At 64.3% G+C, this 13,156-nt stretch carries 13 protein-coding genes and 1 tRNA gene; 3 read left to right on the plus strand and 11 right to left on the minus strand.

The features are described from left to right. Positions 1 to 3 precede the first annotated feature (3 nt). The 5 genes from MK745_RS03545 to cobA are packed head-to-tail and all read right to left on the minus strand — an operon-like array spanning position 4 to position 4,135. A complete protein-coding gene (locus MK745_RS03545; RefSeq protein ID WP_243611887.1) occupies positions 4 to 417 on the minus strand; it encodes a DUF934 domain-containing protein in 414 nt (137 codons plus the stop codon). Next, positions 414 to 1,139: a phosphoadenylyl-sulfate reductase gene (locus tag MK745_RS03550; protein WP_243611888.1), complete on the minus strand. Its 726-nt coding sequence runs from the start codon at positions 1,137 to 1,139 to the stop codon at positions 414 to 416. The genes MK745_RS03545 and MK745_RS03550 overlap by 4 nt, the downstream gene beginning before the upstream one ends. Next, positions 1,123 to 2,778 carry a nitrite/sulfite reductase gene (locus tag MK745_RS03555; RefSeq protein WP_243611889.1) on the minus strand — a complete coding sequence of 552 codons (1,656 nt, stop codon included), beginning with the start codon at positions 2,776 to 2,778 and terminating at the stop codon, positions 1,123 to 1,125. The genes MK745_RS03550 and MK745_RS03555 overlap by 17 nt, the downstream gene beginning before the upstream one ends. Then, positions 2,778 to 3,071, minus strand: a complete 294-nt coding sequence (locus MK745_RS03560) for a DUF2849 domain-containing protein (RefSeq protein ID WP_243611890.1) — start codon at positions 3,069 to 3,071, stop codon at positions 2,778 to 2,780. The genes MK745_RS03555 and MK745_RS03560 overlap by 1 nt, the downstream gene beginning before the upstream one ends. Continuing rightward, complete coding sequence (cobA, locus tag MK745_RS03565) at positions 3,071 to 4,135, minus strand: uroporphyrinogen-III C-methyltransferase (protein WP_243611891.1); 1,065 nt, start codon at positions 4,133 to 4,135, stop codon at positions 3,071 to 3,073. Before cobA ends, MK745_RS03560 begins: the two co-directional genes overlap by 1 nt. A gap of 146 nt (positions 4,136 to 4,281) precedes the next feature. Between cobA and MK745_RS03570 the strand changes: the two genes are divergently transcribed. After that, entirely contained in the window at positions 4,282 to 4,752 is a 471-nt protein-coding gene (locus MK745_RS03570; protein WP_243611892.1) for an Lrp/AsnC family transcriptional regulator, read from the plus strand. 23 nt (positions 4,753 to 4,775) lie between these two features. Here MK745_RS03570 and MK745_RS03575 read toward each other — a convergent pair whose 3' ends face one another. The 5 genes from MK745_RS03575 to MK745_RS03595 all read right to left on the minus strand — a co-directional run bounded on the left by MK745_RS03575 (position 4,776) and on the right by MK745_RS03595 (position 10,664). Next, a complete protein-coding gene (locus tag MK745_RS03575) occupies positions 4,776 to 8,081 on the minus strand; it encodes an error-prone DNA polymerase (RefSeq protein WP_243611893.1) in 3,306 nt (1,101 codons plus the stop codon). After that, positions 8,078 to 9,532, minus strand: a complete 1,455-nt coding sequence (locus MK745_RS03580; protein ID WP_243611894.1) for a Y-family DNA polymerase — start codon at positions 9,530 to 9,532, stop codon at positions 8,078 to 8,080. The genes MK745_RS03575 and MK745_RS03580 overlap by 4 nt, the downstream gene beginning before the upstream one ends. Beyond that, on the minus strand, positions 9,447 to 10,025 hold the full coding sequence (locus MK745_RS03585; protein ID WP_243611895.1) for an ImuA family protein: 579 nt from the start codon (positions 10,023 to 10,025) through the stop codon (positions 9,447 to 9,449). Before MK745_RS03585 ends, MK745_RS03580 begins: the two co-directional genes overlap by 86 nt. A 94-nt stretch (positions 10,026 to 10,119) precedes the next feature. Further along, positions 10,120 to 10,195, minus strand: a tRNA-Ala gene (locus MK745_RS03590). Between the two features lie 142 nt (positions 10,196 to 10,337). After that, complete coding sequence (locus tag MK745_RS03595) at positions 10,338 to 10,664, minus strand: TIGR02300 family protein (RefSeq protein ID WP_243611896.1); 327 nt, start codon at positions 10,662 to 10,664, stop codon at positions 10,338 to 10,340. A 108-nt stretch (positions 10,665 to 10,772) separates the two neighbouring features. On the opposite strand from MK745_RS03595, the gene MK745_RS03600 reads away from it, so the two are divergent. Next, complete coding sequence (locus MK745_RS03600) at positions 10,773 to 11,465, plus strand: M48 family metallopeptidase (protein ID WP_243611897.1); 693 nt, start codon at positions 10,773 to 10,775, stop codon at positions 11,463 to 11,465. Between the two features lie 31 nt (positions 11,466 to 11,496). Continuing rightward, a complete protein-coding gene (locus tag MK745_RS03605) occupies positions 11,497 to 12,147 on the plus strand; it encodes a GntR family transcriptional regulator (RefSeq protein WP_243611898.1) in 651 nt (216 codons plus the stop codon). 10 nt (positions 12,148 to 12,157) lie between these two features. Here the strand turns inward: MK745_RS03605 and MK745_RS03610 are convergent, their stop codons facing one another. Continuing rightward, positions 12,158 to 13,120, minus strand: a complete 963-nt coding sequence (locus tag MK745_RS03610) for an acetyl-CoA carboxylase carboxyltransferase subunit alpha (RefSeq protein ID WP_243611899.1) — start codon at positions 13,118 to 13,120, stop codon at positions 12,158 to 12,160. Positions 13,121 to 13,156 lie beyond the last annotated feature (36 nt).

Here is a 13,156-nt window from a genome sequence, read left to right on the forward strand (position 1 = left end):
GTTTTACGCCGCAAAGAGCCGGGTCTGGTAGCACGTGTCATGCGGCACCGCGAGCCATTGCGCCTCGGGGTTGCGGGCGGCCTGTGCGGCGGAAATCTCCACATCATCAAAGCCCGCGCGCAGGGCGGCGCGGAATTGATCGACAAGGACATGGCCGCGGGCGCGGACATGCCCTTTGAAGCCGAGCGTGCGCAGGGCGGCGGCGTGGGAAAAGCCGCGCCCATCTGCTGAGCTTGCGAAGGGGATGACCACAAGCGCGAGCGTCGAGAGATGGGGCGCGAGAGCGGACGGGTTGGCATCGACAGGCAACAGCACTGCGCCGCCGCCTGTATACTCCTCAAGCGTCGGGATGTTCGTTCCGGCAAAGCGGTCTTCGACAAAGCCTTCGCGGGTGATGATCTGGGTCGTCTCGGTCATCCGGCTTTCCTTTCGATACGTCCGTCCGGGGTGATGTGAATGCCGCATTCCTGGCGGTCTTCCTGACGCCAGCGCCCGGCGCGGGAGTCTTCGCCCGGTGCCACGGGAGTGGTGCAGGGGGCGCAGCCGATGGAGGGGAAGCCCTTGGCGACAAGCGGGTGACGCGGCAGGTCGTGGCGGTCGAGATAGGCGGCGATGTCCGCCGGGGTCCAAGCCGCGAGCGGGTTCACCTTGATCAGACCGTCTGTATCCACCTCGAAGGCGCGCATGGCGGCGCGCTGGCCGGTCTGGAACCGTTTGCGGCCAGAGATCGACGCGGTGAAAGGGCCGAGCGCGTCGCGCAGCGGTACGACCTTGCGCAGGTCGCAGCAGGCGGTGCTATCGCTCTTGTTGAGCGTACCGTCAGGATCGGCCGCGGCGACGGCTTCCGGCGCTGGGGTGATCCGGCGCACATCCGTCAGGCCGAGATGCTCGGAGAGATCTTGTTGATAGGCGATGGTCTCGGGGAAGAGCATCAGCGTATCGAGCATCAGGACCGGCACGGAAGGGTCGAGTGCGGACAGCATGTGCAAGAGCACAGCGGAATCCGCCCCGAAGGAGGACACCATTGCGATCTCTCCGTCGAAGCGATCCAGCGCCACGGCGAGGATCGTTTCGGCAGAGGCGTCACCAAAGCGCGTGTTGAGCCGCGCGGTGGGCAGGGCGTCATGCGGCCTTGGCATGTGCATCTCCATAAAGGGCGTCCTTAAACGGTGCGAGACCGAGACGGCGGTAAGCAGCGAGGAAGGTTTCCTCGGGCGAGAGGCGCTGGTCGAGATAGGCCTCGATCAGGCGCTCTACGGCGGGCACGATCTCGTCATAGGCAAATCCGGGGCCGGTGCGCGTTCCGACGGCGGCCTCTTCGGTTCCGTCTCCACCGAGCGTGATCTGGTAGTTCTCCACGCCGGCCCGGTCGAGGCCGAGAATGCCGATATGTCCGACATGGTGATGGCCACAGGCGTTGATGCAGCCCGAGATCTTGATTTTGAGCGGGCCGATATCATGCTGGGCGTCGAGGTCGGAAAAGGCCTCGCCGATTTGCTGGGCGATGGGGATCGAGCGCGCGGTTGCGAGCGCGCAGTAATCCATGCCCGGGCAGGCGATGATATCCGAGATCAGCCCGACATTGGCCGTCGCCAGTCCTGCGGCGCGCAGGGCGTCATAGACGGCGGGCAGGTCGGCGCGGTGCACATGTGGCAGGATCACGTTTTGCTCGTGGCTGATGCGCAATTCGTCATAGCCGTAGGCTTCAGCGATATCCGCCAGCGCGCGCATCTGGTCCGAGGTCGCATCGCCAGGCGTGCCGCCGATGGGTTTGATCGAAACCGTGACGCTCGCATGATCGGCGCGCGCGTGGTCGCGGGCGTTGGTGTCTAGGAAGGCGCGCAAAGCGGGCGATTGCGCTTTGTTAGGGTCGAAATCAGTGTCTTTGAACGCCGGTGTCACAAAGCTCGCGCGGACGTTGGCAACGACCTCGGGGTTGAGGTCGGGCAGCAGGCGCTTTTGGGTTGCGAACTCGGTCTCGATCCGGGACTTCAGCTCTTCCAACCCGGTCTCGTGGACGAGGATCTTGATCCGCGCTTTATACTTGTTATCGCGGCGGCCCGAGAGGTTATAGACTTTCAGGATCGCCTCGAGATAGGCGAAGAGATCGGCGCGCGGCAGGAACTCGCGCACCACTTTGCCGATCATCGGCGTGCGGCCAAGGCCACCGCCAATCACGATCTGATAGCCGACTTCGCCATCTTGTTCGCGCACGCGGATGCCGATGTCGTGAAAGCGGATCACGGCGCGGTCTTCCTCGGTGCCGGTCACGGCGAGTTTGAATTTGCGCGGGAGATAGGCGAACTCCGGGTGATCGGTCGACCATTGGCGGATCAGCTCGGCGGTGATGCGCGGATCTTCGACCTCGTCCGGCGTCGCGCCGGCGAAGTGATCGGCGGTCACGTTGCGAATGCAGTTCCCCGAGGTTTGGATCGCGTGCATATTCACATCGGCCAGCGCGTCGAGCATGTCCGGCACATCCGAAAGCTTGGGCCAGTTGAACTGAATGTTCTGGCGGGTGGTGAAGTGGCCATAGCCCTTGTCCCAACGATCTGCGATCTCGGCGAGCTTGCGCATTTGCGCCGAACGCAGGGAGCCATAGGGGATCGCCACACGCAGCATGTAAGCGTGAAGCTGCAGGTAGAGGCCGTTCATCAGGCGCAGCGGTTTGAATTCATCCTCGGTCAGAGAGCCATCGATGCGGCGCTCGACCTGATCGCGGAACTCGGCGACGCGGGCGCGCAGGAAATTGCGGTCGAAATCGGTATAGATATACATCAGTCTGCCTGCTTTCCGTGGAAGTAGTTGGAGGGGCCGCGGGTGCGGAATTCCTCGCGGAAGTGGGTTGGGATCGGGCGGCCGTCGACAAGCGCGGCGTCAGCGAGATAGACGCCAACGGTCAGGTGGGGTTCCTGCGAGGCACGCTCGAGAAGCGCGTTGGCCTCCTCCTCTGTCGTGGCGACTGCGGCATCCGTGTGTTCACGGCTCCAGCCGGGATCGGTGAAGTAGATCACGTCCCCTTCGATCAGGTGATTTGTGGTGGCGACTTTGGGGCTAAAGGGACGGGGCATCAGAGGGCCTCCTTCAAAGCGATGGCGGTGGCGTCGCGCGGGGCGAGACCGAGCATGAGAACCGCAGGGCCGGTCACGGCGTCGAGTGCTTCGGGCAGCGACAGGAGCGTCGTCGGCAGGATGCGTTGATCCGGGCGCGAGGCGTTCTCGACGATGGTCACAGGTGTTGCGTCTTCGGCGCCGTGCATGAGCAGTCGGCCCCGGAGGTAGGTGGCGGCGGATTTGCCCATGTAGATTGCGGCAACGGCGCCGGGTTCGGCCAGCGTGCGCCAGTCCTGATCCGCATATCCCTCGGTGTCATGACCGGTGATGATGCGCAGACCGGTGTTGCGTCCGCGTTTGGTCAGGCTTGCCTTGAGGGTTGCAGCGGCGGCGACAGAGGCCGTGATGCCGGGGGTGATGGTAAACGCGATGCCCGCGGCGTCGAGCGCGTCCATCTCTTCGTCGAGGCGGCCGAAGATGCCGCTATCGCCGGACTTGAGGCGCACGACACGCGCGTTCTTGCCGCGGGCGACAAGGAGGGCGTTGATGTCCTCTTGTTTCCACGAGGGGCCAAAGGCGGTCTTGCCGGTCTCGATGATCTCGGCCGCCGGGTTGGCGAGCGCGATGATCGGCGCGGGCACGAGGCGGTCATGAATGACGACCTCGGCTTCGCTCAGGAGCGTATGGGCGCGCATGGTCAGCAGTTCGGGATCACCGGGGCCAGCGCCGATGAAGAAGACATGGCCCTGTTTGGCGTTCTGCTCGGTGCCCTGCGTGACGTCCGTGCCGATCCCGGCATCTGCGCCAATGCGTGCAGCGGCAGCGTCTCCGGCGGGATTGCCGGTTGCAAGGATCAGCCCGGCGGCCCGATTTGCGTCGGCGCGGGTCAGGGCGCGGGGGATATGCGACAGCGCACCTGCCTCGGCCCAAGCGACGATCTGCGGTGCCGGGTTGGGGCCGAAGACGCGCAGGCGCGGACCGGTGCCGACACGACCGCGCAGCGCCTTGACGGCACAGTCACCGGCCCCGGCAACGAGGATGGTCTGACCGGGGATGCCGGTGCGGTTCTGGGACTCGGTCATGGCGGGCTCCGTGGGTTGAGAATTGGAAATTCGCTCGCTTTGAAGGAAAATGTGGACGGATGTTCCGGATTTGCAATTCCGGATCCTGCTGGTATGAACAGTATTCCAAATGCCGCCTCGAGGCGGAGTGCTGTTCAGGGGGTGCCATGAGCCGGGGAACGCCAGACATCGACGATGACGACCGGAAAATCCTGCGCGAAGTGCAAAAGGATACCAACCGCTCGCTCGAGCGAATCGCGACGAAGGTCGGATTGTCCAAAACCACCGTTTGGAACCGGCTTCAGCGGATGATGCAGAACGGCACGATCCTGCGCCAGGCGGCGATCTTGGACCCGCGGAAAATCGGGCTTCGGGAAACGTTTTTCGTCAGTATCCGAACCTCGGCACATGACGCGGCGTGGCTTGATGCGTTCCGCGCTGCAATCGAAGAAATGCCCGAAATTACAGAGGCTCACAGGCTTGCCGGGACGACGGATTACATCCTCAAGGTGCAGGTCGAATCCACCGAGGCGTTCGATGCGTTTTACAAGACCTTGGTGTCGCGCGTGGCGATCTATGACGTGTCCTCGAGCCTGTCGATGGAAGAGATGAAGCACGCGCTCGAACTCAAGGTCTGAGCCGCGCGGCGCGCCTTTTGGAATCAATGAAAATCCCGGCTCGGGAAGAGGCGTTTGGCCTGTTCGCGGGGGTGTCTTGCGGTGGGTTTCTGGCGCGGTCTCGGGGCGTCATCGGCCTGCGGCTGGGTCAGGCCGATTGCGTCATCGAGCGGGTGGCCAAGCTCGGACAATTTGCGGGATAAATCCTCGATATGGTCGGCGATGAGATGCACGACGATGCCTTCGCGTTCGAGATGTCCCGTCACGCGCAGGAGCCGTCCGCCCATGACGCTGCGGCGGAAACGCTCGTAAACCTTGGGCCAGACCACGACATTGGAGACGCCGGTTTCATCCTCGAGCGTGAGGAAGATCACGCCCGAGGCCGTGCCGGGGCGTTGCCGGGTGATGACGAGGCCGCAGACCGTGGTGCGCCTGAGCGGTGCGGTGGGCAGGCGATCATGCGGCGTCAGGCCCGGAATCGAAGGGCGCAAAAGCTCCATCGGGTGGGCGCGCAGCGTGAGGCGCAGGGCGACATAATCCTCGACCACCTCTTCGCCCAGATGCATGCCGGGCAGGTGCATGTCCGGCTCGTGGATGCCCTCGCCATCCATCGGATCGGAGAAGAGCGGCAGCGGTTTCGGGGCGCGGATCGCACGCACCTGCCAGAGTGCGTCGCGCCGGGTCAGGCCCATGCCGATGAAGGCATCGGCCTCGGCCAGACGTTCGAGGACGGAGGGCGATACGCCCGCGCGTAGCCAGACGCTCTCGGGGTCTTGATAGCCATTGCCGCGCGCTGCGCTGATCCATCTGGCGTCTTCTTCGCGAAAGCCCTTGATCTGGCGAAAGCCGAGCCGGAGGACGAGTGCGCCATCGGCGCGGCGTTCGAGGGCATTGTCCCAGTCGGAGCGGTTGACGCAGACGGGACGCACCTCGACTCCGTGGTCACGCAGGTCGCGCACGATCTGGGCCGGGGCATAAAAACCCATCGGCTGGGAGTTCAGCAGGGCGCAGGCAAAGATCGCCGGGTGATGGCATTTGAGCCATGAGGAGACATAGGTCAGCATGGCAAAGGCGGCGGCATGGCTTTCGGGAAAGCCGTAATCGGCAAAACCTTCGATCTGGGAAAAGCAGGCCTCGGCCACGTCCCTTGCATAGCCGTTGTCCATCATGCCCCGCACGAAACGGTCGCGGTGTTCGCCGATGGTTCCCATGCGCCGGAACGAGGCCAGAGAGCGGCGCAGCTTGTCGGCCTCTTCTGCGGTATAACCCGCGCCCACGACAGCGATCTGCATCGCTTGTTCCTGAAACAGGGGCACGCCGAGGGTCTTGCGCGTCACCTCTTCGAGGGCGGGGCCAAAGGGCTCGGGCGCCTCGAGCCCCTGTCGTCGGCGGATATAGGGTTTGACCATGCCGCCTTGGATCGGGCCGGGGCGGACGATGGCGACCTCGATCACGAGGTCATAGAAGGTCGCGGGTTTCATGCGGGGCAGGAAATTCATCTGGGCCCGACTTTCGACCTGAAACACGCCCACGGCGTCGGCGCGTTGCAGCATGTCATAGGTCGCCTTGTCCTCTTGCGGCACGGTGTCGATGGAGAGGGCGGTCTGTTCATGCTCGGCCAAAAGCGCAAAGCTCTTGCGCAGGCAGGTCAGCATCCCGAGCGAGAGGATGTCGACCTTGAGGATGCCGAGGGCGTCGATATCGTCCTTGTCCCATTCGATCACGGTGCGCCCCTCCATCGCGGCGTTCTCGATCGGGCAAAGCTCGTCGAGCCGTCCGCGGGTGATGATGAAGCCGCCGACATGCTGGCTCAGGTGGCGGGGAAAGCCGATGATCTCGCCGATGAGGGCGATGGTCTGGGCAAGGCGTTTGTCCTTGGGGTCGAGGCCAAGTTCCTTGGCGCGCTGCATGTCGGCCCCCGAGTTCGTCAGCCCCCAGATATCCGCCGAGAGACGGGCGGTGAGGTCTTGCGAGAGGCCCATGACCTTGCCAACCTCGCGGATCGCGGCGCGGGTGCGAAAATGGATCACCGTGGCGCAAAGTCCGGCGCGTTCGCGACCATATTTCTCGTAAATCCACTGGATCACCTCTTCGCGGCGTTCATGTTCGAAATCCACGTCGATATCGGGCGGCTCTCCCCGGTGGCGGGAGATGAAACGCTCGAAAACCATGCCGATTACGTCGGGGCCGACATCGGTAATGCCGAGGAGGTAGCAGAGGATGGAATTGGCCGCAGAGCCGCGCCCCTGACAGAGGATGCCGCGCGCGCGGGCCTCGGCCACGATGTCATGGACGGTGAGGAAATAGGGGGCGTAGCCAAGCTCCGCGACGAGGTTTAGTTCCTTCGTCATCAAGGCGTGGACCCGCGCCGAAGCCCCGTCCGGGTAGCGTCGCCGCAGCCCCTCGCCGGTCAGCCGCTCGAGCCGGGCCTGTGGGGTTTCGCCCTCGGACATCTCGTCGGGATATTCATAGCTCAATTCCGAGAGGTCAAAGCCACAGCGCGCCGCGATCTCAAGGCTGCGCCGGAGGGCGGCCGGGTGGCGATGGTAGAGGCGGGTCATGTCGGGCGCGCCCTTGAGGCGGCGTTCGGCATTGGGCAGGGCGCGCGTGCCGATGCGGTCGATGGTCAGCCCCTCACGCAGGCAGGTCAGCACATCGGCGAGCTTGCGGCGCTTGCCGTGATGCATCAGCACGTCGCCCACGGCCACCATTGGTGTCGAACAGCGCAAGGCGAGGGCAGCACAGGCATCGAACCACGCCTGATCCGAGCCGTCATAGCGCGGAGGGGCCCCAAGAAAGACCTGACCCGGATAGCGCCGTTGCAGCCGCTCGAGCGGGGCGCGGGCCTCGCGCAGCCTGCGCGGTGGCAGGGCGATCAGGATCATCCCGGCACAGCCCGCCTCAAGATCGGCAAGGTCGAGGTGGCACTCGGCCTTTTCCGCCCGCCGCTTGCCAAGGGTCAGGAGGCGCGAGAGGCGATGATAAGCGGCGCGGTCCGTGGGCAGGGCGATCCACTCCACTGAGCAATCGTGCAGGGCAAGACGCGCGCCGACAATGAGTTTCGGCAGGCGGGGCGTGGCCGGGGCGGGCAGGTCTTGCGGTTGCCCGAAGGACTGGCGCGAGGAGGGGTCGATCTGATGCGAGGAGCGCACGCGCAAGGATTCGGCGGCCTCGTCGCGCAGGGTCTTGAGCGCGGAATAGGCCCGCACCACCCCGGCCAGCGAATTGCGGTCGGTGATGGCAATCGCCTCAAGTCCGAGTTCCGCCGCGCGCAGCACCAGTTCCTCGGGATGGGATGCGCCGGTGAGGAAGGTGAAATTCGAGGTGATGCAAAGCTCGGCATAGCTCATGCGAATTCCCCCTGCACAAACCAGCCGGGGTTCTGCGGCGTGTAGAAGAGCCAGAGGCGACGGCCCTCGCGCGTGTCGATCTTCCAGTAATCGCGCAGCCCCGAGCGCCACGCCTCGTCCGACATCCACCATTCGGGCGCGATCCGTTCCGGCCCGATGGCGCGCCCCGTGGTGAGCGTCATGCGCCGCCAGCGAAACCGCGCGGGTGGGCGGGGGCCGGTGGCGGCAATCGCTTCCGGGGGAAAGTGGCGCAAGGGGCGTGGACGCGGTGCGGACCAGCCGTTTTGTGGCGCGCTGAAGGCGGCGGGGGCGATGGAGAAGGCGCGCTCGGGGATGTGGCTATCGGCGGGGAGGTAGCGTTGGATATTCTCCAGCCCGATGCGGGTTCCGATCCGCGTGATGAGATCGTTGAGTTGGTCAGGGGCGGCTTGGGCGCTGCCGATCTGCTGCACGGCGAGGGGTTCGACCTGCGTCGCCTCGAGGCGGATCTGGTCAATGCCAAAGCCCGCGTCGACCGCGTCCACGCCACGCCGGAACAGGGGCAATATCCGGTTTGGATCGCGCATCGGGGCGGCGAGGTGCAGTTCGACCTGCTGGCTCCCCTGATCGACGCGGCGCAGGGTCAGGCAGAGTTGGCGCGCGCCGGTCTCCTGGGCCATGAGCTTGTCGCAGAGCGGGGCGAGCAGGCGGGCGCAGACCCCCATGACATCTTCGGCAAGGCCGATCGGTTCGGGCAGGCTCATGCGGACGGCGTAATGCGGCGGCTCTTTCTCGGGGGTAACGGGTTCGGGGAGGAGCCCTGTCGCCTGGTCCAGCCGCTCCATCAGGGCCGGACCAAAGCGCCGCGCGAGCGGGGCGCGGGCGGCGGTGGTCAGGTCGCCGATGCGGCGCAGGCCGAGGCGTTGCAGGCCGGTCACCGTTTTGTCGTCAAGGCGCAGGGCGGCGACGGGCAGGTCTTCGAGCCTGTTCTGCCCCGTGCCGAAATGCGCGAATGCCCATGCTGCGCCACGGTTGTCTGCGATCCCGAGGCGCAGGGTCAGCCCCGCACGGGTGGCGCGTGCCTGCATATCCGCGAGCATCTCCTCCTCGCCGCCCCAAAGATGGGTCGCGCCGGTGACGTCGAGGGCCAATCCGTCCACCCCTTCATGTCCGACCCATGGGCAATAGCGCAGCGCCCATCGGCGCAGGGCGGTGAGGAACTGCGCGTCGAGGTCGGGGCGCGCCGGTTGGCTTAGCAGGTCGGGACAGAAGGCGCGGGCATCGGCAAGGCTCATGCCGCGGGCAAGGTCGAGCCGTTCCGCCGCTGCGTTGAGGCAATAGAGACGGTCCGTATTGCTTTCCCTCAGGGTGAGGACGAAGGGGCCATCAACCGGGCGGGCGCGCAGAACCCGGTCGCTCGCCAGCCGGGGAAACCACATGCAGACGATGCGTTTCCTGATCCCATCGAACATTCCAGGCTCCATTTGTTCCCGATTTGTTCTTAATAATTTCCCAGCGCATCAGAGTCGAGTCTTCCCTGTGCGGATCGAAGCTCGGTGTCGCCTTCCAGCGGGTTTCGGAGGCGTTCGAACCCATGCCTTCGGGGATCAGGCAAAGCCCCGTGGCCCCGCCTGCTTTGGCCGCCAGTTGCAGCCGCCGTCCTTCGCGCAGGTCCAATGGCCGGGTGATCTCGATCACAACAAAGGGCAGCGCGCCGTCCTTTAGCGCCTCTTCTGCGACGGCGAGGCCATCGGTTTGATCCTTGGGGCGGGCAAGGAGCAGGCGGGAGGGGGCGAGGAAAGGCATCAGGCCGAGCGGGTGCAGAGTCTCGGGCAGCCAGCTCTCGCGGATCCAAAGCACCGTCCCGCGCGCGGCAATCGCCGCAAAGCTCACCGCCGCCGCGCCGCAGACCTCATGGACGCGGGCAGGACGGAGGGGAAAGGCACTGTTCAGATCGACTCGCATGGGCAAGAACGTAGAGCGAACACGGAAAAATTCCAATGACGGCACGAGACCCGTATGGACCGGTCGCAATTGTTTCAGAATGTCGAGGGAAGTTTGGTGGAGCCTAGGGGAGTCGAACCCCTGACCTCTTGCATGCCATGCAAGCGCTCTCCCAACTGAGCTAAGGCCCCAAACTTGCAGGCCTATTGGCCTGTGCGCGCTTCTTTAGGCGTATGTCGGAGCGGGATCAAGCGAAAAAACCCGCTCCGAAAAATTTAAAGCGCCGTGCATGTTTCGCCTTTATCCGGTGTTCCGGCACAAAGGCGAAATGCGTTAGCTGTCGTCGTCTTCGGAGGCGACGTCGGCGATTTCGTCGAGAGAGACGTTATCGTCATCATCGTCATCGTCGAGCACGTCATCACCGAGATCGAGATCAACCGAGTCGTCATCCTCGAGCACTTCGGCATCCTCAGCGGTGGCCGCTTTGGCCTTGAGGGTTGCGGCGTCTTCGGAGTCGGCCTCGATCATCCGGCTTTTGCCGGCTTCGATTTCAACCTTCTCGCCGGTGTAGGGCGACACGATCGGGTCTTTGTTCAGGTCGTAAAAGCGTTTACCAGTGGTCGGGCATACGCGCTTAACGCCCCATTCTTCCTTGGGCATGGGATATCCCCTTCAGTATCTCATAGTCTTGTCGACGGTTCGGGCCACCTGCCATAACAATCGCGGCGTGTCAAAGGGTATAAGCGTGCGAATCTTCAGGGAGCGTATATGACGCAACATTTCCTACCCGGACTACCGGATATCCCGGTGGTTATGCGTCGGTCGTCGCGCGCGCGGCGCATTTCTCTTCGGGTGTCGCGGCTGGATGGTCGGGTAACGTTGACTTTGCCGAAGGGCGTGCGCGAACGCGAGGGGCTCGAGTTCGTGCTCGAGAAGGCGAATTGGCTGCGCAAACAGCTTGCGGATCGCCCGGATCAGGTCCGGGTCGGGCTTGGCAGCGAGGTGCTGCTCGAGGGGCGGCGGTTGCAGGTCGTGGCCGGTACGGGGCGACAGGTCCGCGTTTCGGGCGGAGAGATTGCGGTGCCGGGCGATCCGGCTCGTGTCGGTGCGCGGGTGCAGGGTTTTCTCAAGGAGCAGGCGCGCGCGCGGCTCGTGGCGGCGTCGGATCGCTATGCAGCCCGTCTTGGGCGGCCCTATGCGCGGCTGACTTTGCGCGATACGCGGTCGCGCTGGGGGTCGTGTTCATCCAAGGGGGCGCTGATGTATAGTTGGCGACTGATCATGGCTCCGGCTTCGGTCCTCGAATATGTTGCTGGCCACGAGGTCGCGCATTTGCAGGAGATGAACCACAGTGATCGCTTTTGGGATCTGGTGGAAGAGATCCATGGCCCCTATGCCGCGCCGCGCCGATGGCTGCGCGATCATGGTGAAGAATTGCATCGGTATCGTTTTGCAGATTGACCAGATTGTATTTTGTGATCACATTTAAATCATGCTGACCCAGTCCCGCTCTCAAGATATCTCAAGCTCGGCCCATGACAGGGTCTACCGACGTTTGCGCACCCGGATCATGCATGGCGAGATCGGCCCCGGCGAGGCGCTTACACTGCGCGGGATCGGGCGAGAATACGAGGTCTCCATGACGCCTGCGCGCGAAGCGGTGCGGCGGCTGGTGGCAGAGGGGGCATTGTTCCTGTCAAGTTCGGGGCGTGTCTCGACGCCGGAACTGACCAGTGAGCGGATCGAGGAACTGGCCGCGCTGCGGGCGTTGATCGAGGTGGAGCTTGCGAGCCGGGCGTTGCCACGGGCGCATATGGCGCTGATAGAACGGCTTCAGACGATCAACGGCAATGTTGCCAAGGCGGTCGAGAACCGCGATGCCGTGAGCTATATCCGGCGCAACCTTGAATTCCACCGCACGCTCTATTTGCGGGCGCAGGCGCCAGCGATGCTCGCCATGGCGGAAACGGTCTGGCTTCAGCTTGGGCCGACGATGCGGGCGCTCTACGGTAAGCTCCGCAAAACAGAGCCGCCGCACTATCATCGGCTCATCATTGCGGCGTTGCGCGCCGGCGACGAGCCGGGCTTGCGGCTTGCGGTGCGGTCGGACGTGACGCAGGGCCTGAAGCTTTTGGCGCGATAGGCCTGCCGACTTAAGCGGCGAGGCCCTTGTTGCCGAGATCGAGGAACTTCTCACGACGCATGGAAACGAGCTTTTTCGGGCTCTTGCCGTCGAGGTCTTTGAGCATGGCGTTGATCGCCTTGCCGACGGCCTCGATCGTGGCCTTGCTGTCGCGATGGGCACCGCCGCGCGGTTCGTCAACGATGCGGTCCGCGACGCCGAGCTTGTAGAGGTCCTGCGCAGTCAGGCGCAGCGCCTCGGCAGCTTCGCGCATCTTGTCGGAATCCTTCCACAGGATCGACGCGCAGCCCTCGGGCGAGATCACGGAATAGACGGAATGTTCGAGCATCGCGACACGGTTCGCGGTCGCAAAGGCCACAGCCCCGCCAGAGCCGCCCTCACCGATCACGACAGAGACCAGCGGCACGCCGATCTGCAGGCATTTCTCGGTCGAGCGCGCGATGGCCTCGGACTGGCCACGTTCTTCGGCGCCCTTGCCGGGATAAGCGCCGGGGGTATCGACGAGGGTCACCACCGGGAGGCCGAACTTGTCGGCCATTTCCATCAAGCGGATCGCCTTGCGGTAGCCTTCGGGGCGGGCCATGCCGAAGTTGCGTTCAATGCGGCTCTTGGTGTCGTCGCCTTTCTCGTGGCCGATCACCATCACGGCACGCCCATCAAGGCGCGCGAGGCCGCCCATGACCGCATGGTCATCAGCAAAGTTCCGGTCGCCTGCGAGCGGGGTATATTCGGTAAAGAGCGCGTCGATATAGTCTTTGCAATGCGGGCGCTGGGGGTGACGTGCCACCTGACATTTACGCCAGGGGGTCAGGTTGCCATAGAGTTCGTCCAGCATCTCGGACGCTTTGCGGTCCAGAGCGGCGGCCTCGTCGGCGATATCCATTTCCTCGTTTTGCCGCGCAAGGGCGCGGAGTTCTTCGGCTTTGCCTTCGATTTCGGCGAGCGGTTTTTCGAAGTCGAGGTAGTTGGTCATGGGGGTCTCCGGTCCACGTCGTCACGTCGCTATATG

This window comes from Shimia aestuarii (assembly GCF_022814865.1).
In the GTDB taxonomy this organism is placed as follows: domain Bacteria; phylum Pseudomonadota; class Alphaproteobacteria; order Rhodobacterales; family Rhodobacteraceae; genus Shimia; species Shimia aestuarii_A.

Bases quoted from the DNA above. Each gene is read 5' to 3' on its own strand.
- MK745_RS03545 (WP_243611887.1), bottom strand. From the start codon at position 417: ATGACCGAGACGACCCAGATCATCACCCGCGAAGGCTTTGTCGAAGAC.
- MK745_RS03550 (WP_243611888.1), bottom strand. From the start codon at position 1,139: ATGCCAAGGCCGCATGACGCCCTGCCCACCGCGCGGCTCAACACGCGC.
- MK745_RS03555 (WP_243611889.1), bottom strand. From the start codon at position 2,778: ATGTATATCTATACCGATTTCGACCGCAATTTCCTGCGCGCCCGCGTC.
- MK745_RS03560 (WP_243611890.1), bottom strand. From the start codon at position 3,071: ATGCCCCGTCCCTTTAGCCCCAAAGTCGCCACCACAAATCACCTGATC.
- cobA (WP_243611891.1), bottom strand. From the start codon at position 4,135: ATGACCGAGTCCCAGAACCGCACCGGCATCCCCGGTCAGACCATCCTC.
- MK745_RS03570 (WP_243611892.1), top strand. From the start codon at position 4,282: ATGAGCCGGGGAACGCCAGACATCGACGATGACGACCGGAAAATCCTG.
- MK745_RS03575 (WP_243611893.1), bottom strand. From the start codon at position 8,081: ATGAGCTATGCCGAGCTTTGCATCACCTCGAATTTCACCTTCCTCACC.
- MK745_RS03580 (WP_243611894.1), bottom strand. From the start codon at position 9,532: ATGTTCGATGGGATCAGGAAACGCATCGTCTGCATGTGGTTTCCCCGG.
- MK745_RS03585 (WP_243611895.1), bottom strand. From the start codon at position 10,025: ATGCGAGTCGATCTGAACAGTGCCTTTCCCCTCCGTCCTGCCCGCGTC.
- MK745_RS03595 (WP_243611896.1), bottom strand. From the start codon at position 10,664: ATGCCCAAGGAAGAATGGGGCGTTAAGCGCGTATGCCCGACCACTGGT.
- MK745_RS03600 (WP_243611897.1), top strand. From the start codon at position 10,773: ATGACGCAACATTTCCTACCCGGACTACCGGATATCCCGGTGGTTATG.
- MK745_RS03605 (WP_243611898.1), top strand. From the start codon at position 11,497: ATGCTGACCCAGTCCCGCTCTCAAGATATCTCAAGCTCGGCCCATGAC.
- MK745_RS03610 (WP_243611899.1), bottom strand. From the start codon at position 13,120: ATGACCAACTACCTCGACTTCGAAAAACCGCTCGCCGAAATCGAAGGC.